The 22,419-nt window shown below is 64.0% G+C and carries 20 protein-coding genes; 12 read left to right on the plus strand and 8 right to left on the minus strand.

The window, feature by feature from the left end:
* The 4 genes from Q7J58_RS08505 to Q7J58_RS08520 all read right to left on the minus strand — a co-directional run.
* A partial coding sequence (locus Q7J58_RS08505; RefSeq protein ID WP_304826178.1) for a transposase family protein occupies window positions 1–293 on the minus strand: 293 nt, incomplete at its 3' end.
* 500 nt (window positions 294–793) lie between these two features.
* On the minus strand, window positions 794–1,573 hold the full coding sequence (locus Q7J58_RS08510; protein ID WP_304826181.1) for a peptidylprolyl isomerase: 780 nt from the start codon (window positions 1,571–1,573) through the stop codon (window positions 794–796).
* 135 nt (window positions 1,574–1,708) lie between these two features.
* On the minus strand, window positions 1,709–1,987 hold the full coding sequence (locus Q7J58_RS08515; RefSeq protein WP_304826184.1) for a BolA family protein: 279 nt from the start codon (window positions 1,985–1,987) through the stop codon (window positions 1,709–1,711).
* Window positions 1,984–2,532, minus strand: coding sequence for a septation protein A (locus Q7J58_RS08520; RefSeq protein WP_304826187.1), 549 nt, complete (start codon window positions 2,530–2,532; stop codon window positions 1,984–1,986). Before Q7J58_RS08520 ends, Q7J58_RS08515 begins: the two co-directional genes overlap by 4 nt.
* Between Q7J58_RS08520 and Q7J58_RS08525 the strand changes: the two genes are divergently transcribed.
* From Q7J58_RS08525 to Q7J58_RS08540, 4 genes are all read left to right on the plus strand, one after another.
* On the plus strand, window positions 2,473–3,648 hold the full coding sequence (locus Q7J58_RS08525) for a DUF533 domain-containing protein (protein WP_304826189.1): 1,176 nt from the start codon (window positions 2,473–2,475) through the stop codon (window positions 3,646–3,648). The genes Q7J58_RS08520 and Q7J58_RS08525 overlap by 60 nt on opposite strands.
* 35 nt (window positions 3,649–3,683) lie before the next feature.
* Entirely contained in the window at window positions 3,684–4,004 is a 321-nt protein-coding gene (locus tag Q7J58_RS08530) for a hypothetical protein (RefSeq protein ID WP_304826191.1), read from the plus strand.
* Window positions 4,001–4,603, plus strand: coding sequence for a DedA family protein (locus tag Q7J58_RS08535; protein WP_304826194.1), 603 nt, complete (start codon window positions 4,001–4,003; stop codon window positions 4,601–4,603). Before Q7J58_RS08530 ends, Q7J58_RS08535 begins: the two co-directional genes overlap by 4 nt.
* Window positions 4,604–4,816: 213 nt before the next feature.
* Window positions 4,817–7,180: a hypothetical protein gene (locus Q7J58_RS08540; RefSeq protein WP_304826197.1), complete on the plus strand. Its 2,364-nt coding sequence runs from the start codon at window positions 4,817–4,819 to the stop codon at window positions 7,178–7,180.
* A 7-nt stretch (window positions 7,181–7,187) separates the two neighbouring features.
* Here Q7J58_RS08540 and Q7J58_RS08545 read toward each other — a convergent pair whose 3' ends face one another.
* The 4 genes from Q7J58_RS08545 to Q7J58_RS08560 all read right to left on the minus strand — a co-directional run bounded on the left by Q7J58_RS08545 (window position 7,188) and on the right by Q7J58_RS08560 (window position 11,365).
* Window positions 7,188–8,231 carry an LLM class flavin-dependent oxidoreductase gene (locus Q7J58_RS08545; protein WP_304826200.1) on the minus strand — a complete coding sequence of 348 codons (1,044 nt, stop codon included), beginning with the start codon at window positions 8,229–8,231 and terminating at the stop codon, window positions 7,188–7,190.
* Window positions 8,232–8,411: 180 nt separating this feature from the next.
* Window positions 8,412–9,332, minus strand: a complete 921-nt coding sequence (cysK, locus tag Q7J58_RS08550) for a cysteine synthase A (RefSeq protein WP_304826202.1) — start codon at window positions 9,330–9,332, stop codon at window positions 8,412–8,414.
* Between the two features lie 38 nt (window positions 9,333–9,370).
* Window positions 9,371–9,787 carry a peptide-methionine (R)-S-oxide reductase MsrB gene (msrB, locus tag Q7J58_RS08555; protein ID WP_304826205.1) on the minus strand — a complete coding sequence of 139 codons (417 nt, stop codon included), beginning with the start codon at window positions 9,785–9,787 and terminating at the stop codon, window positions 9,371–9,373.
* A 66-nt stretch (window positions 9,788–9,853) separates the two neighbouring features.
* Entirely contained in the window at window positions 9,854–11,365 is a 1,512-nt protein-coding gene (locus Q7J58_RS08560) for a YdiU family protein (protein ID WP_304826208.1), read from the minus strand.
* A gap of 242 nt (window positions 11,366–11,607) precedes the next feature.
* Between Q7J58_RS08560 and Q7J58_RS08565 the strand changes: the two genes are divergently transcribed.
* The 8 genes from Q7J58_RS08565 (at window position 11,608) to Q7J58_RS08600 (ending at window position 22,346) form a co-directional block, all read left to right on the plus strand.
* Window positions 11,608–13,251 carry a 3-(methylthio)propionyl-CoA ligase gene (locus tag Q7J58_RS08565; protein WP_304826211.1) on the plus strand — a complete coding sequence of 548 codons (1,644 nt, stop codon included), beginning with the start codon at window positions 11,608–11,610 and terminating at the stop codon, window positions 13,249–13,251.
* A 34-nt stretch (window positions 13,252–13,285) separates the two neighbouring features.
* Window positions 13,286–14,623, plus strand: coding sequence for an ABC transporter substrate-binding protein (locus Q7J58_RS08570; protein WP_304826213.1), 1,338 nt, complete (start codon window positions 13,286–13,288; stop codon window positions 14,621–14,623).
* Window positions 14,624–14,773: 150 nt separating this feature from the next.
* Window positions 14,774–16,003, plus strand: coding sequence for a branched-chain amino acid ABC transporter substrate-binding protein (locus Q7J58_RS08575; protein WP_304826216.1), 1,230 nt, complete (start codon window positions 14,774–14,776; stop codon window positions 16,001–16,003).
* Window positions 16,004–16,158: 155 nt separating this feature from the next.
* A complete protein-coding gene (locus Q7J58_RS08580) occupies window positions 16,159–17,184 on the plus strand; it encodes a branched-chain amino acid ABC transporter permease (protein WP_304826219.1) in 1,026 nt (341 codons plus the stop codon).
* 4 nt (window positions 17,185–17,188) lie between these two features.
* Window positions 17,189–18,481: a branched-chain amino acid ABC transporter permease gene (locus Q7J58_RS08585; RefSeq protein ID WP_304826222.1), complete on the plus strand. Its 1,293-nt coding sequence runs from the start codon at window positions 17,189–17,191 to the stop codon at window positions 18,479–18,481.
* Between the two features lie 53 nt (window positions 18,482–18,534).
* On the plus strand, window positions 18,535–19,329 hold the full coding sequence (locus Q7J58_RS08590) for an ABC transporter ATP-binding protein (protein ID WP_304826515.1): 795 nt from the start codon (window positions 18,535–18,537) through the stop codon (window positions 19,327–19,329).
* 13 nt (window positions 19,330–19,342) lie between these two features.
* Window positions 19,343–20,038, plus strand: a complete 696-nt coding sequence (locus tag Q7J58_RS08595; RefSeq protein ID WP_304826225.1) for an ABC transporter ATP-binding protein — start codon at window positions 19,343–19,345, stop codon at window positions 20,036–20,038.
* A gap of 199 nt (window positions 20,039–20,237) precedes the next feature.
* Window positions 20,238–22,346, plus strand: coding sequence for a 3-hydroxyacyl-CoA dehydrogenase NAD-binding domain-containing protein (locus Q7J58_RS08600; RefSeq protein ID WP_304826228.1), 2,109 nt, complete (start codon window positions 20,238–20,240; stop codon window positions 22,344–22,346).
* The last annotated feature ends 73 nt before the right edge of the window (window positions 22,347–22,419 follow it).

Raw genomic sequence — 22,419 nt, forward strand, 5'->3', positions numbered from 1 at the left:
CACGGAACCGGCACCAATGTGGTCTTGCCACAGGCGGTGCAGGCCACGCGGGGTACATCGGCGTGCAGCCACGCTTCGTACTGAAAGAAGTCCAGGTGCCGCCAGGATTTGCTGATCCTGTCGTGTACGCCTTGGTCAGCCTGGCCGCAGTGTGGACAACTCAGACGCTTGGCGTTGCATTGGACATCGAAGTCGATGCGGTGCTTGGCTGTATCGAGTTCGACGTGCTTGACTTGCCAGGGCGATTGCAAACCAAGGGCTGTGGTGAACAGGGCTTCTGTACTCAGGATCATGCTATTTGTTGTGGTCATTGAACTGATATCCGCAAATTTACGCTATCCATGAACCCCAGCACACCCAGCTCGGTCAGGTCAAGTTCCACTCAGAACGTCATAGAGCCGTCAAGGCCAGAAGTTCCGCCCTGACCCTGAAAAGTTCGCCAACGACCCCGTAAAAAAGAATGGCGCAATCGGCGAACTTCAAGCCGCCGACATCCTAGCCAAACACGACAACCTGCAAATCGTGCATTTGCCACCGGGAACTGGGAACACTCTAAGCAAAGCCGGTGGTCGGCCGGATAAACGGTGCCCGTGGCCGCCATGGCATAGCTGCGTCTGGGGTTGGGGTCAGCTCGTTCCGCTTTTGAGTTGTGCAACAAAGCCCCGCCACCGCCAAAGGCCCGATCAAAGCAAGAACCAGCGCTTTGTCAACGGTGACTGATGGCTACATGTGAAAAAAGCGGCCAAGGCCGCTTTTTTTAGAATTAAAAGTCCAACGCCCAAAGCGTTCAAACTCACTCCACCTTGGCTTTTTCACGCAGGTTTTGCTGAAATTCAGACAGCTTTTGCTGTTGCATCTGCTGCGCAATCTGCGGCTTCACCTCGTCAAAGCTGGGCAGCTGGGCCTGGCGCACATCGTCCACGCGGATGATGTGCCAGCCAAACTGGCTCTTCACCGGTGCGTCGGTCATCTGGCCCTTGCCCAGCTTCACCATGGCTTCGGAAAACTCGGTCACGTAGCTGCCAGCGGCCGCCCAGTCCAGATCGCCGCCGTTGGCACCGGAGCCTGGGTCTTTGGACTGCTTCTTGGCAATGTCTTCAAACTTGGCTCCGCCCTTGATGGACGCGATGATGGCCTTGGCTTCGTCTTCTTTTTCCACCAGGATGTGGCGGGCACGGAATTCCTGGCCCGCGTTGGCGGCGGCAAACTTGTCGTACTCGGCTTTGATCTCGGCGTCGGTCACCGGGTTTTTCTTCTGGTGGTCGGCAAACAGGGCACGGATCATGATGGTCTGGCGGGCCAGTTCCATCTGGGTTTTGTACTCGGCGCTGGTTGCAATGCCGCGCTTCTGGGCTTCTTGCATGAAGATTTCACGCAACACCACTTCTTCCTTCAATTGGGCGCGCACCGCGTCGTCCACTGGACGGCCCGAAGCCGCCACTTGCTGGGCCAGCGCTTCCACGCGTGCGGTGGGCACGGCCTTGCCGTTCACGATGGCCACGTTTTGGGCCGCAGCCCAGGGAGCGGCTGCAATCAAAGCGGCCGCGGTCAGGGCCGACAGGGAAAATTTCATGGTGTTCCTCGGGGGGTGAAAAAAAGGTGGGAGCCGACGCGCAGGGCCGGGTTTCAGCAAAAAGGTTTCAAGATGCAAGCGGGCATGTCGGGGCAGAGGGCGGGTTTACAAGCCCACCCAGCGGTGGCCTGGGGTTCAAGCCTTGATTTCAATGGCCAACGCGTGCAGGCCGGCGTCGGTGAAATTTCGCAGCGCATCATACACAAGGGGGTGTTGGGCAACGCGGCTGCGTCCGGCAAAGGCTGGGCCGCCAATGCGCACCCGGAAATGGGTGCCGTAACCCAAGTCGTTGGCGCCCGCGTGGCCCGCGTGTGCGGCGCTTTCATCGATCACGTCCAGCCAGGTGGGAGCCAAAGCCTCGCGCAACCGGGCTTCCAGCGCGGGGGCGGTGGGAATGCAGTTTTGATCGCTCATGATTTTTCAGCCCCGTTGCTGTCGTCTTTGATGTAGCGCGCAATGTAGAGGCCCTGGCCCACGATGAACACCACCGGGAAGATGTAACCCCAGAGCTTGAAGTTCACCCAGTCTTCGGTCGAATAGTAGGCGGCCACATAGCCATTGATGGCGGCCATGAACAAGAAGTAGCCCACCCAGATCACGGTGAGCCTGCCCCACACGGCGGTGGGCAGAGTCAGCTGGCTGCCCAGCAGAATTTGCAGAAAGTTCTTCTTCCAGCCCCAGAGGGCGGCGCCCAGTACGATAGCCATGCTGGCGTAGAGCACCGTGGGTTTCCACTTGATGAAGCGCTCGTCTTGCAGCACCAGGGTGAGCACGCCAAACACCAGCACCAGCACCAGCGTTACCTTTTGCATGGTTTGGAGCTTGCGGTCAATGCCATAGATGATGCCGGTCTGCAGCACGGTGGCCGCCATGAGCACGGCGGTGGCGGTGTAAATGTCTTGCAGCTTGTAAGCGGCCACAAACAAGGCTATGGGGAAAAAGTCAATAAGAAATCGCATGGGCCGATTATCGGGGTTGCAGCGAAGGTGGGTGGCGGCGCCCAGGAAGCAACCACAACCGACGGCCCCGAACGTGACCGCGGAACTCGGTGCCTCCCCCGTGCTCAACAGCATGGCCATTCAACCTCATATCCACGCCCTATGAACACCTCAGAACAAAAAGCCATTCTCACCGTGTCGTTGCTCGCCGCTTTTGCCGACGGCCACAAGGCCGACGCCGAGCGCGAGGCGATTCGCCGCCTGGCCGACTCCCTGGGGCACGAATCGGGCGGGGCTGGTCTCGCCCAGTTGTACCAGGACGTGTTGCTCAAGCGCGTGTCGCTGGCCGACGCGGTGGCCGGGTTGACCGATCCCGGACAGCGCCAGTTGGCCTATGAAATGGCGGTGTGTGTGTGCGACGCCGATGGCCGCCAAAGCCCGGCCGAGACCGCTTTTCTGGCCGATCTGAAGGCTCGCCTGAAGCTGGACGCGGGTGAGGCGCAGGCCTTTGAACGGGAAGAGGGCGCGCTGCTGGACGCCACGGATGCGGCCGTGCCTGTGCTTGCCGCCGCGCCACAGGCAGCCAACAAACCGCCAGCGCCCGTGCAGCAGGTTCCTTCAGCGCTGGACGTCGATCTGGACCAGTCCATCTTGAACCACGCCATGCTCAACGGCGCGCTGGAGTTGCTGCCGCAGTCGTGGGCGTCCATGGCCATCATTCCGCTGCAGGTGAAGATGGTGTACGGCATTGGCAAAGCCCACGGCGTGGAGCTGGACCAGGGCCACATCCGCGAGTTCATTGCGGCGGTGGGCGTGGGCCTGACCTCGCAGTACCTGGAGCAATTGGGCCGCAAATTGCTGGGCGGCCTGCTGGGCAAAGTCGCCGGGCGCACGGTCGGCCGCCTGGGCGGTGCTGCCACGGGCATGGCGTTTTCGTTCGCCACCACCTATGCCCTGGGCCAGGTGGCCAAGCGCTATTACGCTGGGGGCCGGGTGATGAGCACCGCTTTGTTGCAAGAAACATTTCAAGGGTTGCTGGGCCCCGCCAAACAGATGCAGGCGCAGTATCTGCCGCAAATCCAGCAAAAAGCCCAGACGCTGGATGCGGCCAAGGTGCTGGCGATGGTGCGCGGGTGACACGGTTCAATGGATGGCGCCGCTGGGCCGGCCTGATGGCGCTGGTTCTCGGCGCTTTGTTGGTGACTTTTTTTGGCGCACGTGCCTGGCATCAATGGACGTACGCGCAGCGGGTCGCCAGTGGCGAGGTGCACGTGCAGACGCTGCGCGGCTGGATGACCCTGTCCTACATAGCACGGGTGTACCACGTCCCAGAAGCTGAGTTGCGCGCAGCCCTGGGCGCTCCAAGTACGGGTTTTGACGAGCGCAGCCTGAAGGACTGGCTGGCCCAGTCGGGCACCGATCCTGTAGAGGGACGGCGGCGTGTGGAAGCGCTGATCTTGCAAGCATCGGCGCGCCAGGGGACCCCGCCTTGAGCGAAATCAGCGATCTGTTGCTGACGCTGTTGTTGAACCAGGGCGCAGCCTTGCTCGCAGGGGTGTTGTTTTTTGCCGCGCTGGGGGTGCCGCTGCCCGCGACGTTGTTGTTGCTGGCCACCGGTGCCTTTGTGCGGCATGGCGTTTTGCCCGTGGTGTGGACGGTGGCTGTTGCGTGGCTGGGGGCTGTGCTGGGCGATGCCTGCAGCTACCTGCTCGGTCGCTGGGGTGCTCACCGTCTGCCGGTGCGGATCACCACTGGGCCTGCCTGGCAGCGGGCAAGCACCTTGTTTGGGCGCTGGGGTGCAAGCAGTGTGTTTCTCACCCGCTTCCTGCTGACGCCACTGGCCTTGCCCGTGAATTTGCTGGCGGGCTCGACCCGCTATGGTTTATCCCGTTTTTTGGCGGCTGTGGTGTTGGGTGAAGCGGTCTGGGTGGTGCTTTTTGTCGGTCTGGGTTACACCTTTGCCGACCGTTGGGAATGGCTCGCACAGTTCGCCGGGGACTTGGTGGGTGTCTTGCTCGGTGCGGTGGTGCTGGGCTTGGGTGCGTTTCTGCTGTTGCGTCGGGCGCAGCGGGCCCATGCTGGCTCCGTGTGAGGGCTTGTTTGTGAGCAAGTGACAGGGCGACAGGCTCACCCTGTGAGACGGATTCGGCGCAGAATGAATTTTGAGCACGAAGCACGAACACACCCAGGGACGCACGCCATGTCTGTATATGAGAACTCCGAATCTCCAACCCGTCGGGGTCTGTTGACCCCTGTTGCCTTGGGCAGGCCGTTGGTCCGGTTCGCCGCATGGGTGAGCGTGTGCTTGGTCATTGCCTTTGGCTTGGTGGGGTGCGGCGGTGGGTCCAGCGCAGACACGGGAACGCCCGCCCCCAACACCCCCACCGCCACGGAACTGGCCCAGGCGGCAGCGGCCCAGTTCAGTGCCACCGTGCTCACCGAAACCACCCAGGTCAGCCTGAGTTGGAAAGACACCGTCCAGGGCGCCAGCGCTTACCGGGTGGAACGGCTACAAACCGCCACCCAATGGAGCGGCCTGCAAACCGTTCCTGCGCAAGGCGGCAGCGGCCAGACCCTGGCGACCACCACGGCCGCAACCGCACAAGGCACCTACCGGGTGGTGGCCGTGCTGGCCAGCCGCACCGTGGTGTTGCGCACCGGCTCCGGGGCCGACAGCGTGGTGGTGCAGACCAGTGCCACCGCACCTTCCAACGACAACCCACCGCTGGACACCGCCTGGCTGGCCTCGGTGGGCATTCGGCTGGGGCCTGATGACGCCTTGAGCGAACCGGTGGGTGGCACGGTGCCGCTGTCGTTGCGCATGCCTTCGGGGTGGACGCCGCGCTCGGTGAAGTGGTACGCCAACCTGCAGGCTTTGCCCGCAGCAGGCACCGCGGCCACGGGCTTTGCCACCCTCTGGAACACGCAGGGGCTGGTGGATGGGACGTACCTCATCACCGCGCGGGTTGAGGTGCAAGCCGACAGCTTTGTCGAATGGCGCCGCACGGTGCAGGTGAGAGCCACCACGGTGGCGGCCTCGATCACGGTGTCGGGCACACAGGGTGTGGTGTCGGTGCAGGTGGGGGCCAGTTCCACCCACGGCATTGCGTCGGTGCGCACCTGGCTGAACGCCACCGACCTGGGCACGCTCACATCGCCCAATGGCTGCAGCGGGCGCGACTGCACGACCCTCAACGCTTTTGTGTACAGCCTGGACACGCGCACCCTGCCCGCGGGCGCCTACACACTGACCAGCACCGTCACCGACACCCGGGGCGATGCGGTCACGGTGAGCCGCAGCGTGAACTTTGCCAACCCGCCCGTGCTGGCCATCACCCAGCCCCGCGATGGGCAGTGGGTGCATGGCCAGTTGTTGGTGGAGGGCAGCTCCACCGCCGAGCACAGCGTGAGCACCCGCATCACCCTGGGCAATGTTCCGGTGGCCACCAGCACATCCCCCAGCTGGAGCGCCACCTATTCGCTGGCGGGTCTGCCCGCCGGGTCGTACCTGCTGACCGTGCGTGCCACCGATGCCCAGGGGTTGTCCAGCACCCAGCAACGCACCGTGGTGGTGGTTTCCGACCCGCTGATGGTGCAGGCGCCGCTTTTTGACATGGGTGCCTCTGCCCGGTTGATCGCAGCGCAGGGCGGCGATGTGCTGTGGCAGGCGGGCGACGGAACGGTCAACCGGCGCAAGGCCAACGGTGACAACGTCGAGATGAGCGGCTCTTCAGGCCTTCGGTACGCCAACGATTGGCAACTGGACCAAGGCCATGTGGTGGCTTATGGGCAAGGCAATGACTGTGCTTCACCGCTGTTTGTGTGTGTGTACGCCTGGGGGCCGGACGGGCAGCGGCGCAACCTGTCTGCGCTGGTGAGCGGCAGCCGCTCGTACGACCAGCACCCGGTGCTGCGCTATCCGTGGGTGATGTGGATCGCCCAGTCCAGCACCAGCCGCTATGCGGTGCAGCACCTGAATCCACACACAGGGGCTGTGGCCCAGTACCAGATTGCGCAGCCTGCCAGCGTCACCGGCACGCTGGGCAACTGGCAGTACGACCTGGCTGTGTCGCCCCAGCTGGGTGCAGCCGACGCGCTGACCGCGTTTTTCTGGGGAACGCTGTCCACCAGCGGCAGCCCTGTGGGGCCACGGGCCGACGTGTTTCGCTGGGATTCGACCAGCCAAAGCACCCAGGCCCTGACGGCATCGGATGACCAGCAGGTGTATGTGCAGACCGATGGCCAGCGGGTGGCGTGGCAAAAGCGTGCGCCGGGCAGTGTGGACGCGCCATACCACCTGCAGGTGGCATCGGCCACAGCCACCACCGCAGCCGCCACCACGCTCAGCACCGACATGACGCGGTTTGTGCTGAAAGACGGTCTGCTGGCCTGGCACGAAGGGGTTTCTGGCGCGGTGACGGGCCAACGCTTGAGGGTCCACACCGGCACCGAAGCGGTCACGCTGTCCACCGACCGCACGGCCAGCTTGCTGGCAGTGGCCGGGCAGGCGGTGGTGTGGTCAGAAGGTGGAAAGCTCTACGCCTGGCGGGCTGCCACGGGAACGCGGTTGCTGCTGGACGCGACCCCGGGGGGGCTTGTCAGCGATGGAACCGCGGTTTACCTGGCCTCTGGCCAGCAGGGCAGCGTGTACCGGTTGGTCTTGCCCTGACGCGTCCTCAAGCGGTTGTGGCTGTCAGGGCGGGCTGCGCTGGCGGGCCACCGGCCATCACCTCAGCCGCAATGCTCAGCGAACGCAGCCGCAGCTCGGGCTCGTAGACATCGCTGACCAGCATGAACTCGTCGGCATCGGTGGCTTGCGCCAGCGCTGCAAAGCCTTCGCGCACCGTGTCAGGCCCGCCAATCACGGCGGCGGCCAGAAAGTCGGCAATGCCGGCGCGCTCTTGCGGGTGCAGGTGCTCCATGAAGCCGTGCACCGGCGGCGGCAGCTGGCCGCGCCGCCCGGTGAGGATGCCCAGTACGCGCTGGTAGGTGCTGCTGGCCAGGTACTCGGCTTCGTCGTCGGTGGGGGCGGCGATAAGGGGCACACCCACCACCACGTAGGGTTTGTCCAGCGCGGCGGACGGCCTGAACTGGCTGCGGTACACATCGAGCGCCTGCAGCAGCAAACGCGGTGCAAAGTGCGAGGCAAAGGCGAAGGGCAGGCCGCGCTGGGCCGCCAGTTGCGCTGAAAACAGGCTGGAGCCCAGCAGCCAGATGGGCACGTTGGTGCCGGCGCCGGGCATGGCCATGAGCCGCTGGCCGGGTTGCGCCGGGCCCAGCAGCTGCTGGAGTTCGGCCACGTCGCGCGGAAAGTCGGCTTCGGTTTCCACCCGGTCGCGGCGCAGGGCACGCATGGTCAGGGGATCGGTGCCGGGCGCTCGGCCCAGACCCAGGTCGATGCGGCCCGGGTACAGCTCGGCCAGGGTGCCAAAGGCTTCGGCCACCACCAGCGGCGCGTGGTTGGGCAGCATGACGCCGCCCGAGCCCACGCGCATGCGTTGGGTGCCGCCCGCAATGTGGCCCACCAGCACGGCGGTGGCCGAACTGGCAATGCCGCTCATGTTGTGGTGTTCGGCCAGCCAGTAGCGCTTGAACCCCAGCATTTCAGCGTGCTGCGCGGTGCGCAGCGCCACGGCCAGCGCGTCGGCCACGCTGCGGCCCTCGCGCACGGCCACCAGGTCGAGCATCGACAGGGACATGTCGGTCAGTGTTTTCGTCATTGGTTCTCCATGGTGCAGCAGCACCGCCATCCGGCAAGATCAGGAATCCACAGCGCCGGAGCGCTGCCCGCCACGCACGAAAAAACGCCACCCAAGGGCACCGCCGGGCTGGCTTTGCCAGACGGCCAGTGCCGCCCCCTTGAGGGGGGTGACGCGAAGCGGCGCGGGGGGTATTTCAAGTCAAGCCGGCAGGAAGCCGTCCACCGACAGGTAACGCTCGCCAGTGTCGTAGTTGAAGCCCAGTACCACGGCGTTGGCCGGCAGTTCGGGCAGTTTTTGGGCAATGGCGGCCAGCGTGGCGCCGGAAGAAATGCCCACCAGCATGCCTTCTTCGCGGGCGCAGCGGCGCGCCATCTCGCGGGCGGGTTCGGCGTCGACCTGGATCACGCCGTCGAGCAGGGTGGTGTTCAGGTTGCCAGGAATGAAGCCGGCGCCAATACCTTGGATGGGGTGGGGCGCTGGGCTGCCACCCGAGATGACGGGCGACGCCACCGGCTCCACCGCGTACACCTTGAGCTGCGGCCAGTGGGCCTTGAGCACCTGGGCGCAACCGCTGAGGTGGCCACCGGTGCCCACGCCGGTGATGAGGGCGTCGATGCCCTCGGGAAAGTCGGCCAGAATTTCTTGCGCCGTGGTGCGCGCGTGCACGGCGGTGTTGGCGGGGTTGTTGAACTGCTGCGGCATCCAGGCACCGGGTGTGGCGGCCACAATGTCTTCGGCGCGGGCAATGGATCCCTTCATGCCTTTTTCGCGCGGCGTGAGGTCAAACGAGGCGCCGTAGGCCAGCATGAGGCGGCGGCGCTCAACCGACATGCTGTCGGGCATGACGAGGATGAGTTTGTAACCCTTGACGGCGGCCACCATGGCCAGGCCGATGCCGGTGTTGCCCGAGGTGGGCTCGACGATGGTGCCGCCGGGCTGCAGGGCACCGCTGGCTTCGGCGTCTTCCACCATGGCCAGCGCAATGCGGTCTTTGATGGAACCGCCGGGGTTGCCGCGCTCGGACTTGATCCACACCTGCTGGGTGGCGCCAGCAAACAGCCGCTGCAGGCGCACATGCGGTGTGTTGCCGATGGTTTGAAGGATGTTTTGGGCTTTCATGGGGGGTGTCCTGTGTGGGTTGGCCGCTTATTCGCTGCTTATTCGCTGCTTTTGGCCTGGTGTTCCAGCGAGGCCGAGTTCATGCAGTAGCGCAGGCCGGTGGGGGCGGGGCCGTCTTCAAACACGTGGCCCAGGTGCGCACCGCACTGGCTGCACACGGTTTCTACCCGGGTCATGCCCAGGCTGCGGTCGGTGATTTCGGTGATGGCGCCGGGAATGGCCTGGGAAAAACTGGGCCAGCCACAACCGGCGTCGAACTTGGTGTCGGCGTCAAACAGGGGGTTGCCGCAGCAGATGCAGTGGTAACTGCCGTCGGCCCAGACCTGTTCGAATTTGCCGGTGAAGGGCCGTTCGGTGGCGGCGTGGCGGGTGACTTCAAACGCGTGGCGCTCGGCGCCTTTGCTGGCCAGCAGGTCGCGCCATTCGGCTTCGGTTTTTTGAATGGGGTAGGTCATATCAATCTCCTCAGGGGCACCGGTACGGGCGTTCAAGCGGTCGCGCACCGGCAGGGTTGGGTCGTTTCAGGACGAGCAGCTGATTTCAATGTGAGTGGCCCATTCTGGCGGAAAGTCGGACAGGTCGTCGCAGCCGGGCAGGGCGTCAAACGGTTGTTCCAGCGCCGCCTGCAAACGCTGCAGGCGAGAAAAGTCGCCCTCGCGGGCGCGCTGAATGGCGATTTCACCCAGGTGGTTGCGCAGCACCACCTGCGGGTTGGTGCGCAGCATGCTGGCTTGGGTGGCCAGCGGGTCAAAGCCGGGCTGGCTTTGCAGCCGGGTGCGCCAGGCTTGCGCCCAGGCATCGAAAGCGTCACGCTGCAAAAACAGGTCGCGCACGGGCTCCAGGGCGCGGCGCGCGTCGGCTTCTGCCGCACCCGGTGCCGCAAAGTCCGCCACCGCGTGGCTCAGGCGGCGCCAGGCGATCGTGAAGTCCACCGCGTCTTTCGCCATGAGTTGCATGAATTGCTCGGTCAGCGCTTCGTCACCGGGGAGCAACTGGGCCAGGCCCAGCTTGGCGCCCATGCGCTGCTGCAAGGCCGCCGGGAACACGGTTTTGAAGGGTTCCAGGGCGTCCAGCGCCTGTTGCTGCTCGTCCATCAGAGGCAGCAGCGCCTGGCCCAGGCAAAACAGGTTCCAGTAGGCGATGTTGGGCTGGCGGTGGTAGGCGTAGCGCCCACCGCTGTCGGTGTGGTTACAGATGTGGGCCGGGTTGAAGGCGTCCATGAACTGGAACGGACCGTAGTCGATGGTCAGTCCCAGGATGCTCATGTTGTCGGTGTTCATCACGCCGTGGCAAAAGCCCACCGCCTGCCACTGCGCCACCATGTGGGCGGTGCGCTCGCTCACGGCTTCGAGCAGGTGGGCGTAGGGGTTGCCTGCGCGCTCGCGGCAGTGTGGGTAGAAATGGTCGATCACGAAATCGGCCAGCTGGCGCAGCTGCGCGTGCTGGCCGCTGTGTGAAAAATGCTCGAAATGGCCGAATCGGATGAAGCTGGGTGCGGTGCGCGTGACCACGGCGGCGGTCTCGATCTCTTCACGGCGCACCGGTGCATCCGACCCGGTGATGCACAGCGCCCGGCTGGTGGGAATGCCCAGCGCGTGCATGGCCTCGCTGCACAAAAACTCGCGTATGGAACTGCGCAGCACGGCGCGGCCGTCGCCCATGCGGGAATAGGGCGTGAGCCCGGCGCCCTTGAGCTGTACCTCCCGCGGGCCCTGCGGCGTGGCCAGTTCGCCCAGCAAAATGGCGCGGCCGTCGCCCAGCTGGCCAGCCCAGTGGCCAAACTGGTGACCGCTGTACACGCTGGCCAGCGGGCGCATGCCGGGCAACAGCTGGTTGCCGGTGAAGGCGTGCAGGGCTTCTTCGCTCTGCAGCCAGGCGGGGTCCAGGCCCAGTTCGTGCGCCAGGGCCTGGCTGGTGCCGACCCAGTAAGGCGCGGGCAGCGGGGTGGGGCGCAGTTCGGTGTGAAAGTCGGGGCCGAGTTCGGCGAAGCGGTGGGACCAGCGGCTGGGGAGGTCGGCAAATGGAGCGTGCATGGATTTCATTGTCCCCGAGACGACTTGAGCCCACACGCGGGCGGGCTATCCGGGGCAACCCGGGTGCAGCCTGCCGGCCAGCTGCGGCATGATACGAACGATTGTTCTTTTTTTACAGGACATGCGCAAAACCGCCTGGGTGTTGTTCCTTCGCCTTGCCGCACAGCTTGTGTTGCCGGCGGCTCCCAGCCCTGACCGTTTTGCACAAGTCTTTTTTTAGTTTGCCACCCAAGGAGAACCCCATGCTGGGACAAATGCAAAGCCAACCGTTGCTGATTTCATCGCTCATCACCCACGCCGAGCGCCACCACGCCAGCACCGAAATCGTTTCACGCCGCGTGGAAGGCGACATCCACCGCAGCAACTGGGGCCAGATCGCCCGCCGCGCGCGCCAGGTGGCCAACGCGCTGGACAGCCTGCACCTGGCCTTTGGCGACCGCGTGGCCACGCTGGCCTGGAACGGCTACCGCCACCTGGAGCTGTACTTTGGCGTCAGCGGCACCGGCCGGGTGCTGCACACCCTGAACCCGCGCCTGCACCCCGAACAACTGGCCTGGATCATCAACCATGCCGACGACCGCGCCATTTGCTTTGACATGACGTTCCTGCCGCTGGTGCAGGCCGTGGCGGCCAAGTGTCCCGGGGTGAAGCACTGGGTGGCCTTGTGCGATGCCGACAAGTTGCCCGCCGAGAGTGGCCTACCCGGCCTGTTGAGCTACGAAGCCTGGATGGGCACCCAGACCGACAGCTACCTCTGGCCCGACCTGGACGAAAACAGCGCATCGAGCATGTGCTACACGAGCGGCACCACGGGCAACCCCAAGGCCGCGCTGTATTCGCACCGCTCCACGCTGCTGCACGCGTACGGTGCGGCGCTGCCCGATGCGTTGGGTTGCTCGGCCCGCGACAGCATCCTGCCGGTGGTGCCGATGTTCCACGTCAACGCCTGGGGCCTGCCGTACTCGGCCGCGGCCGTGGGTTGCAAGCTGGTGTTCCCCGGGCCGGCGATGGACGGCAAGTCGGTCTACGAACTGATCGAATCCGAGAAAGTGAGCATGGCCGCGGGTGTGCCCACGGTGTGGCAGATGCTGCTCGGCCACCTGCAGGCCGGCGGCCTGAAGTTCAGCACCCTCAAGCGCACGGTGATCGGCGGCTCGGCCTGCCCACCGGCGATGATCAACGCCTTCAACGACACCTATGGCGTGGAGGTGCTGCACGCCTGGGGCATGACGGAAATGTCGCCGCTGGGCACGGTGTGCACGCTGAAGAACGCGCAACTCGCCCTGTCGCCCGAGGAACAACTCAAGGTGCGCCTCAAGCAGGGCCGGGCGGTCTACGGTGTGGACATGAAGATCGTGGACGAAGCGGGCAAAGAATTGCCCTGGGACGGCAAGACCTATGGCGACCTGCTGGTGCGCGGCCCCTGGATCATTGCCAGCTATTTCAAGGGCGAGGGCGGCGACCCGTTGCGTTACGACGCCGCCGGCAAAGGCTGGTTCCCCACCGGCGACGTGGCCACCATCGACGCCGACGGCTTCATGCAGATCACCGACCGCAGCAAGGACGTGATCAAGTCCGGCGGCGAGTGGATCAGCTCCATCGACGTGGAGAACATCGCCATGGCGCACCCGGCCGTGGCCATGGCCGCCTGTGTGGGCATGAAGCACCCCAAGTGGGACGAGCGCCCCATTGTCGTGGTGGTGAAAAAACCCGGTGCCGAGGTGTCGCGCGACGAACTGCTGGCGTTTTACGAAGGCAAGATCGCCAAGTGGCAGGTGCCCGACGATGTGGTGTTTGTCGACGCCATTCCCCTGGGCGCCACCGGCAAGATGCAGAAGATGACGCTGCGCCAGCAGCTCAAGGATTACGTGCTGCCGGGGCTGTGAGCCGACCTCGCGCGCTTGGGTCGACAATGGGTCCATGACGAAACCGCCGCCGTTTTCGCACCCGCAAGCCCAACCGGCCGCCCAAACCGCCGTGGCGCGGCACACGGTGCGACCGCCGCGGCGCCGCTGGTTGGGTGCGCTGTGCTCGGGTGCGTTGGTGTTGTTCGCCGCCTGGGACGCGCAAGCGGCCAACCCGCTGCCCTTGCAGGGCCAGACGGTGCGCATTGCCTTCATCGATCCGCTGTCGGGGCCGGCGGCCGACATTGGCCGCAACAGCCTGCGCAGCTGGCAGTTCATGGCAGAGCACAAAAGCGGTGCCGCCAACCCGGCGGGTGTGCGCTTTGTGGTGGCTGGGTTTGACAACAAAGGCTCACCGCAGGAAAGCCTGAACGCGCTCAAGGCCGCCATCGACCAGGGATTTCGGTACATCGTGCAAGGCAACGGCTCGGGTGTGGCCGCGGCGCTCTCCAGCGCCATCGCTCGGCACAACCTGCGCAGCCCCGAACGCGCTGTGCTCTACATCAACTACGCGGCCATGGACCCGGAGTTGACCAACGAAAAATGCAATTTCTGGCATTTCCGTATCGACTCCGACACCGCCATGAAAATGCGCGCCATGACCGGTTTCATGGCTGCGCAACCCGAGCTGCGTCGGGTCTACCTGCTCAACCAGAACTATGCGCACGGGCAGCAGTTTTCGCGTTATTTCCGCGAAACCATGGCGCAACAGCGCTCCGACGTGCAGATCGTCGGTGACAGCCTGCACCCGCCTTTTCAAGGCCACGATTTCACCGCCGATGTGCGCAATATCCAGGCCTCGGGTGCCCAGGCATTGGCCACGGGCAACTGGGGCGCTGACCTGCGCGACCTGGTGAAAGCGCTGCACAAGCAGGGCGTTTATCTGCCCATCTACGCGTATTACCCGGCACTCAAGGGCGTGCCCGCGGTGTTGGCCGATACCGCCGGGCGCATGCCGGTGTACCAGGTGGCCCACAACCACAGCAACCAGCCAGGCCCGATTCATGCGCTGGCCGCCGCTTTTCGCCAACAGCACGGTGAAGATCTGACGATTTACGCCAGCTACGACGGCATCGAAATGCTGAGCCACGCCATGGCGCACGTGGGCTCCACCAACCCCGCGCAGGTGGCGGGGCGTCTGAGCGGCATGATTTTCAAAGGCTTCAACGGACCTGTGCAGATGCGTGCTGACGACCACCAGCTGCTCAAAGGTCTCTATGTGTCGCGGTGGCAAAAAGTGGATGCCACCTACCCCCGAAGCGCCGAGGAAACGGGCTATACCTTCGCCCCCGTGCAGTACATGGACGCGACCCAGATCAGTGGTCCCACACGCTGCCAGATGCAGCGCCCCTGAAGCGCCCAACGGGTGCTCCGAATGTATGCAAATGCTACGGTTGTGCTAGCGCACAGTCACTTGCGCGATAGCGTCTAGGGGCAATCCCTGAGCGCTACCCCACACCAAAAAGGTACGCTGAGGTTTTCCTCACCACCCAGGAGACCGTCCATGAATTTCGCTCTTAAATCGATAGCCGTTGCCGCGCTGTCCCTCACGCTGTCCAGTGCGTTCGCCCAGAAGGGCGAGACGGTCAAGATCGGCTGGATCGATCCCCAGACGGGCCTGATGGGTCCGGTGGGCAACAACCAACTCAAGAGCTGGCAGTTCTTTGCTGAAAAGTACTCACAAAACAACCCCGCCGGCGTGAAGTTCGAGGTCGTGGGTTTTGACAACAAGCTCAGCCCCGCCGAGAGCCTGACGGCCATGCAGGCGGCCATTGACCAGGGCGTGCGTTACCTGGCCCAGGGCAACGGCTCGTCGGTGGCCGGCGCCCTGATCGACGCGGTGAACCGCCACAACGCGCGCAACCCCGGCAAAGAAGTGATCTTTCTGAACTACGCGGCGGTGGACCCCGACTTCACCAACAGCAAGTGCAGCTACTGGCACTTCCGCTTCGACGCCGACACGTCCATGAAGATGGAAGCCCTGACCACCTACATGAAGGACAAGTCGGACGTCAAGAAGGTCTACTTGTTCAATCAGAACTATTCGCACGGTCACCAGGTGGCGAAGTTTGCGAAGGAAAACCTTAACCGCAAGCGCCCCGACATCCAGATCGTGGGTGAAGAACTGCACCCCTTGGCCCAGGTGCGCGACTTCGCCCCCTACATTGCCAAGATCAAGGCTTCGGGTGCGGACACCGTGATCACCGGCAACTGGGGCTCCGACCTGGCGCTGCTGGTCAAGGCGGCCAACGAAGGCGGCTACGACGGCAAGTTCTACACCTATTACACGGGCGTGACCGGCACCCCCACCGCGTTGGGCAAGGGCGGCGAAGGCCGCGTGTACCAGGTGGCCTACAACCACTACAACATGGGCGAGCCCATGAAGACCTGGATGGCCGAGTTCAACCAGCGCTTCAAGGACGACATGTACACCGCGGCGATTCCCAACGTCTACGCGGCGCTGGGTGATGCCATGGCCAAGGCCAAGTCGACCGATCCGGTCAAGGTGGCGGCCGCGCTGTCGGGCCTCAAGTTCAAGGGCTTCAACGGCGAGGTCGAAATCCGCAAGCTGGACCACCAGCTGCAGCAGCCGCTGTACATCACGCGCTGGCAAAAGACCGATGCCAAGCACCCCTACAGCCCCGAAAACACCGGCATGACGCTGATGCCTGTGCAGGAATACCCGGCCTATGTGGCCAGCACCCCCACCAGCTGCCAGATGAAGCGTCCCTGATTCCCGGGTGTGACCCCTTGCCTTCGGGCCGCGAGCACATGCGGCCCGAAGGTATGCTGTCCGGCTGATTCGTCAAGCGGTCCACCTGCGGGGTGACTGCCGCTCATTTCATAGTTCTCATGGGCCTTCGGCACAGGCCCGGAAAGTCGCACTCCATGGAGTTCTTCATCATCTCCATGCTCAACGGGTTGAGCTATGGGCTCCTGCTGTTCATGCTGAGTTCGGGCCTGACCCTGATCTTCAGCATGATGGGCGTTCTCAATTTCGCCCACGCCAGCTTTTACATGCTGGGCGCCTACATCGGTTATTCGATCGGGCAGGTGGTGGGCTTCTGGCCGGCGCTGCTGATCGCACCGCTCGCCGTGGGCATGCTGGGCGCTTTGTTTGAGCGGCTCAGCCTGCGCAAGGTGCACAAGTTCGGGCATGTGCCCGAGCTGCTCGTCACCTTCGGCCTGTCCTACATCATTCTCGAACTGGTGCAGCTGGTGTGGGGCCGCACGGCGGTGCAGTTCCGTCCGCCCGAAGTGCTGCAGGGCTCGGCGCTCACGCTGGTGAGCCACGCCACCGACGGCCTGAGCCTGGTCTGGGGCCGGGCGCCGGCCGAGATGTGCGGCGCAGCGGTTCAGACCATCTGCTCGCCATTCCCCGCCACCCGTGCGTTCATGATGTTGGTCGCCGTCGTGATGCTGGCCAGCGTCTGGCTGCTGCTCACCCGCACCCGCGTGGGGCTGGTGATTCAGGCCGCACTCACCCACCCCGAAACGGTGGAGACCCTGGGCCACAACGTGCCGCGTGTGTTCATGCTGGTGTTCGGCGCCGGTACCGGGCTGGCCGGGCTGGCCGGCCTCATTGGCGGCAGCACCTGCGTGACCGAGCCGGCCATGGCCGCCACGCTGGGTTCGCTCATTTTTGTGGTGGTGGTGGTGGGCGGTCTGGGGTCGCTTTCCGGCGCCTTTCTCGCGTCGATCATCATTGGCGTGGTGCAAACCTTTGCTGTGGCGCTGGACCATTCGCTGATTGGCCTGTTCCAGGGCATGGGGCTGCAGCTGTCTGACGCCTGGCAAGACAACTCGGTGCTCAAGCTCACCATCTCGCAGGTGGCGCCCATCCTGCCTTATCTGTTCCTTGTCCTGGTGCTGATCTTCCGGCCCAAGGGCCTGTTGGGCACCCGGGAGACCTGACACCATGGCATCCACTCACTACAGTTTCAAACCCTACAACGTCGGCCGTTGGGTGATCTGGTCGCTCTTTGCGCTGGTTCTCCTGTTCGCGCCCAAGGTGTTCACCAGCAACCTGTCGGTGTCCATGCTGGCGCAGATGGGCATCGCGATCATTGCCTGCCTGTCCTACAACATGCTGCTGGGGCAGGGCGGCATGCTCAGCTTCGGGCATGCGGTGTACACCGGGCTGGGTTCCTACATGGCCATCCATGCCCTGCTCCGGGTGTCCGAAGGGGCGCTTTCGCTGCCGGTGAGCATGGTGCCCCTGGTGGGCGGACTGGCGGGCCTGTTTTTTGGCATTTTGTTTGGGTATGTCACCACCAAAAAAGCCGGTACCACGTTCGCCATGATCACCCTGGGCATGGGCGAACTGGTGTTTGCCATGTCGCTCATGTTCTCGGAATTTTTCGGTGGCGAAGCCGGCGTCACAGCCGACCGCATGGTGGGCGATGCGGTCATGGGCATCACCTACGGCCCGGGCGTGCAGGTGTACTACCTGATTGCGGTCTACACCTTTGTCAGTGTGGCGCTGATGTTTGCCTTCACCCGCACCCCGCTGGGCCGCATTCTCAATGCCGTGCGCGACAACCCCGAGCGCGTCGAGTTCATTGGCTACAACACCCAGATGGTGCGTTATCTGGCGTTCATCATTGCCGGCTTCTTTGCGGGTATTTCCGGTGGTTTGGCCGCGATCCAGTTCGAAATCGTCACCGCCGAGGTGGTGGGACCGATCCGGTCGGGTGGTTACCTGCTGTTCACCTTCCTGGGTGGCGCCACGTTCTTTTTCGGGCCCATCATCGGCGGCATTCTCATGGTGCTGGCCTTTGTGCTGTTCTCTGAAATCACCAAAGCCTGGCTGCTCTACCTGGGCCTCATCTTCCTGTTCATGGTCATGTACGCCCCGGGTGGCATTGCCAGCCTGATCATGATGAACCTGCGGGTGGCCGCCTTTGGCCGGCTGCGCGAGCTGTGGGTGAGCTACCTGGCCCTGGCGCTGACCGCGCTGGTGGTGCTGGCCGGCGCGGGTGCGCTGATCGAAATGGTCTACCACCTGCAGCTCAGCACCGCCATGGGCGACACCGTGAAGTTTCTGGGTGTGACCCTGCACACGCACGCGGCCGACAGCTGGTTTGGCGGCGTGTTCGTCATGCTCACCGGCATGGGCCTGTTTGAACTCACGCGGCGCATGTTCATGCAGCAGTGGTCGGCCATTCAGACCGACATTGAAAAAGAAATCAAGCGCCGGGAGACCCAATGAGCATCCACCGATCCACCCCTGCCCCGTCCGAGGCTGCGCACTTCGAGCAGTCGATGAGCCACGTCCACGCCGGTGGCTTTGCCCTGGAGCTGCGCGACTTGCGCAAGAATTTCGGTAAAACGGAGATCATCCGCGGTGTCGACCTGGCGGTGCGCAGCGGCGAACGCGTGGCCATCATTGGCCCCAACGGCGCCGGCAAATCCACCTTGTTCAACCTGATCTCGGGCCGGTTTGCCCCCACCAGCGGCGACGTCCTGCTCGGCGGGCAGCGCGTCAACGGCAAGAAGCCTTTCGAGATCAACCGCATGGGGCTCTCGCGCAGCTTCCAGATCACCAACATCTTCCCCAAGCTCAGCGTGTTTGAAAATCTGCGCTGCGGCGTGCTCTGGAGCCTGGGTTACAAGTACAGCCTGTTCCGCTTTCTGGCCGATCTGGACGATGCCAACGCGCGTGCCGAAGAGCTCATGCAGATGATCCGCCTGGACAAGAAGCGCGACGTGCTGGCCATGAACCTCACCTACGCCGAACAGCGCGCGCTGGAGATCGGCATCACCATCGCGGGCGGTGCCGGCGTGATCTTGCTCGACGAGCCCACGGCCGGCATGAGCAAGAGCGAGACCACCCGCTTCATCGACCTGATCCGCGAGGTGACGGTGGGCAAAACCCTGCTCACGGTGGAGCACGACATGGGCGTGGTGATTGGCCTGGCCGACAAGATTGCGGTGGTGGTGTACGGCGAGGTGATCGCCTTCGACACGCCCGAGGCGGTGCGGGCGAACCCCAAGGTGCAAGAGGCGTATCTGGGTTCGGTGCTGGCCGATGAACAAGCGGCCTCCGTGGGCCACTGAAAAGGCGCGAACCATGCTGAAAATTGAAAACCTTCACGCCTATTACGGCAAAAGCCACGTGCTGCACGGTGTGTCGTTCGAGGTGGGCAAAGGCGAGATCGTGGCTTTGCTGGGCCGCAACGGTTCGGGCCGCTCCACCACCGCCAAAGCCATCATGGGCCTGGTGGACTGCACCGGCACCATCGCCTGGAAAGACCAGTCCATTCAGGGCAAAAAACCGTTTGAAATTGCCCATTTGGGCCTGGGCTATGTGCCGGAAAACCGCGACATTTTTCCCAAGCTCACGGTACACCAAAACCTGCTGCTCGGGCAAAAGGGCAAAGGTCAGGGCTCGCGCTGGAGCTTTGACGACATGTACGCCATTTTTCCCCGCCTGAAAGAGCGCGAACACACCGAAGCCGGCGTGCTCTCGGGCGGCGAGCAGCAAATGCTCACGCTGTGCCGCACCCTCATGGGCGACCCGGATCTGATCATCATTGACGAGCCGACCGAAGGCCTGGCGCCCAAAATCGTGGAGCTGGTGGGGCAGTACCTGCAAACCCTCAAGGCGCGTGGTGTGTCGGTGTTGCTGATCGAACAGAAACTCACCATTGCCATGGCCATTTCAGACCGGGCGCTGGTCATGGGCCACGGCAGCATCGTGTTCCAGGGCACGCCGGACAGCCTGCGGGCCGATCCGTACACGCGCAAGGAATGGCTGGAGGTCTAGAGTTCCCCCCGCGCCGCTTCGCGTCACCCCCAAAGGGGGCGAAGCCAGTTCCGCGGCATCCTGCATGGGAGCACGCGCCCCGGCTGCGGCACCGAGACCCGCAGGGGACAAGCGGGCCTTGCCGCATTGCACAAACTGCCTAAAATCGCACGACCGTTCTTTTTTTGCCTGTTTTCCCGTATCCAACAGAGGAGATTCCATGAGCGCTGAGTACCAGGTCCACGGCGACGTCGCCGTCATCACGCTGAACAACCCGCCGGTCAACGGCCTGGGCTTGTCCACCCGCCAGGCCATCGTCGATGGGCTTGAAAAGGCCGAAAACGACGCCGCAGTCAAGGCCATCGTGCTGACCGGTGCCGGCAAGGCCTTTTCAGGCGGTGCCGACATCCGCGAGTTCGGTTCGCCCAAGGCGATCCAGGAGCCGAATCTGCTGTCGGTGATCGTCCGCGTGGAAAACACCACCAAGCCGGTGATCGCCGCCCTGCACAGCGTGGCCATGGGCGGCGGTCTGGAGCTGGCGCTGGGTGCGCATTACCGCATCGCTGCCCCCGGCTGCAACGTGGCTTTGCCCGAGGTGAAGCTGGGCCTGATTCCTGGCGCCGGTGGCACGCAACGCCTGCCGCGCGTGCTGGGTGTGGAAGCCGCGCTGAACATGATCGTCAGCGGCGAGCCGGTCAAGAGCGAGATGCTGGCCCAGCTGCCCGGCCAGAAGCTGTTTGACAAGCTGGCCGCCTCGCCCGAGTCGCTGGCCGAAGAAGCCCTGGCCTTCGCCCGCGAGATGGCCGCCAAACACGCCGACGGTTCTGCCTTCCCGCTGGTGCGCAACCTGCCCTGCAAACACAAGGACGGCGACGCCTATTTCCAGTTCGCGCGCAACATGGTCAAAGGCATGGCCAAGCACTTCCCCGCGCCCGCCAAGTGCGTGGACGCCATGGAAGCCGCGACCCAGAAGAAATTCGTGGATGGCATGGCCTTCGAGCGCGAGATCTTCATCAACCTGATGTGGACGCCCGAGTGCCGTTCGCTGCGCCACCTGTTCGTGGCCGAGCGCGCCGCGAGCAAGATTCCCGACGTGCCGGAAGACACGGCCAAGCGCACCATCGCGTCGGTGGCCGTGATCGGTGCCGGCACCATGGGCGGCGGTATTTCCATGAATTTCCTCAACGCCGGCATTCCGGTGAAGATGCTGGAGATGAAGCAGGAGGCGCTGGACCGGGGTGTGGCCACCATCCGCAAGAACTACGAAGCCCAGGTGAAAAAGGGCAAGCTCAAGCAGGACAAGTACGAACAGCGCATGGCCTTGCTGAGCACCACGCTGAGCTACGACGAGATCGGCGCGGCCGACCTGGTGATTGAAGCCGTGTTCGAAGAGATTGGCGTCAAGGAAGCGGTGTTCAAGGAACTCGACCGCGTGATGAAGCCCGGCGCCATTCTGGCCAGCAACACCTCGACGCTGGACGTGAACGCCATCGCCCACTTCACGAAACGCCCGCAAGACGTGGTGGGCATGCACTTCTTCAGCCCGGCCAACGTGATGAAGCTGCTCGAAGTGGTGCGCGGTGACGCGACCGCCAAAGACGTGCTGGCCACGGTGATGGCGGTGGCCAAGAAGATCAAGAAGACGGCGGTGGTGTCCGGCGTCTGCGACGGCTTCATCGGCAACCGCATGATCGAACAGTACGGCAGACAGGGTGGCTTTTTGCTGGACGAGGGCTGCACGCCCGCGCAGGTGGACAAGGCGGTGGAGAAATTTGGCTTTGCCATGGGCCCGTTCCGCATGGGGGACCTGGCCGGCAACGACATCGGTTGGGCCATTCGCAAGCGCCGCTACCAGGAAAAGCCGGACATGAAGTACAGCAAAACCGCCGACCTGCTGTGCGAGAAAGGCCGCTTTGGCCAAAAAACCGGCGCTGGCTGGTACGACTACGTGCCGGGCAAGCGCGATGCGATTCCGAATGCCGAGGTCGAGCAGATGATCGCCGACCACCGCGCCGCGATGGGCATCACGCCGCGCAAGATTTCGGACGAAGAAATCGTTCAGCGTCTGGTGTTCTCGCTGGTCAACGAAGCCGCGCACATCCTGGAAGAGGGCATTGCCAACAAGGCCAGCGACATCGACGTGGTCTACATCTTTGGCTACGGCTTCCCGGTGTACCGCGGCGGCCCGCTGAACTACGCCAACGAAGTGGGCCTGTTCAACGTGGTGCAGGCCATGAAGCGCTTTGCCAAAAACCCGCTGGACGATGCGAAGTTCTGGGAGCCTGCGCCTTTGCTGGCCCGATTGGCCGCTGAAGGCAAAACCTTCTGAAGATGAACACCCCCTGCGCCGCTTCGCGTCTTCCCCCAAGGGGGACGCTCCCAGTGACCCGGCAAAGCCGGCT

This window comes from Hydrogenophaga sp. (genome assembly GCF_030656115.1).
Lineage (GTDB): Bacteria > Pseudomonadota > Gammaproteobacteria > Burkholderiales > Burkholderiaceae_C > Hydrogenophaga.

Bases quoted from the DNA above. Each gene is read 5' to 3' on its own strand.
- Q7J58_RS08510 (WP_304826181.1), bottom strand. From the start codon at position 1,573: ATGAAATTTTCCCTGTCGGCCCTGACCGCGGCCGCTTTGATTGCAGCC.
- Q7J58_RS08590 (WP_304826515.1), top strand. From the start codon at position 18,535: ATGAGCCACGTCCACGCCGGTGGCTTTGCCCTGGAGCTGCGCGACTTG.
- msrB (WP_304826205.1), bottom strand. From the start codon at position 9,787: ATGACCTACCCCATTCAAAAAACCGAAGCCGAATGGCGCGACCTGCTG.
- Q7J58_RS08575 (WP_304826216.1), top strand. From the start codon at position 14,774: ATGAATTTCGCTCTTAAATCGATAGCCGTTGCCGCGCTGTCCCTCACG.
- Q7J58_RS08515 (WP_304826184.1), bottom strand. From the start codon at position 1,987: ATGAGCGATCAAAACTGCATTCCCACCGCCCCCGCGCTGGAAGCCCGG.
- Q7J58_RS08520 (WP_304826187.1), bottom strand. From the start codon at position 2,532: ATGCGATTTCTTATTGACTTTTTCCCCATAGCCTTGTTTGTGGCCGCT.
- Q7J58_RS08545 (WP_304826200.1), bottom strand. From the start codon at position 8,231: ATGACGAAAACACTGACCGACATGTCCCTGTCGATGCTCGACCTGGTG.
- Q7J58_RS08595 (WP_304826225.1), top strand. From the start codon at position 19,343: ATGCTGAAAATTGAAAACCTTCACGCCTATTACGGCAAAAGCCACGTG.
- Q7J58_RS08600 (WP_304826228.1), top strand. From the start codon at position 20,238: ATGAGCGCTGAGTACCAGGTCCACGGCGACGTCGCCGTCATCACGCTG.
- Q7J58_RS08560 (WP_304826208.1), bottom strand. From the start codon at position 11,365: ATGCACGCTCCATTTGCCGACCTCCCCAGCCGCTGGTCCCACCGCTTC.
- Q7J58_RS08585 (WP_304826222.1), top strand. From the start codon at position 17,189: ATGGCATCCACTCACTACAGTTTCAAACCCTACAACGTCGGCCGTTGG.
- Q7J58_RS08565 (WP_304826211.1), top strand. From the start codon at position 11,608: ATGCTGGGACAAATGCAAAGCCAACCGTTGCTGATTTCATCGCTCATC.
- cysK (WP_304826202.1), bottom strand. From the start codon at position 9,332: ATGAAAGCCCAAAACATCCTTCAAACCATCGGCAACACACCGCATGTG.
- Q7J58_RS08570 (WP_304826213.1), top strand. From the start codon at position 13,286: ATGACGAAACCGCCGCCGTTTTCGCACCCGCAAGCCCAACCGGCCGCC.
- Q7J58_RS08580 (WP_304826219.1), top strand. From the start codon at position 16,159: ATGGAGTTCTTCATCATCTCCATGCTCAACGGGTTGAGCTATGGGCTC.
- Q7J58_RS08530 (WP_304826191.1), top strand. From the start codon at position 3,684: ATGGCGCTGGTTCTCGGCGCTTTGTTGGTGACTTTTTTTGGCGCACGT.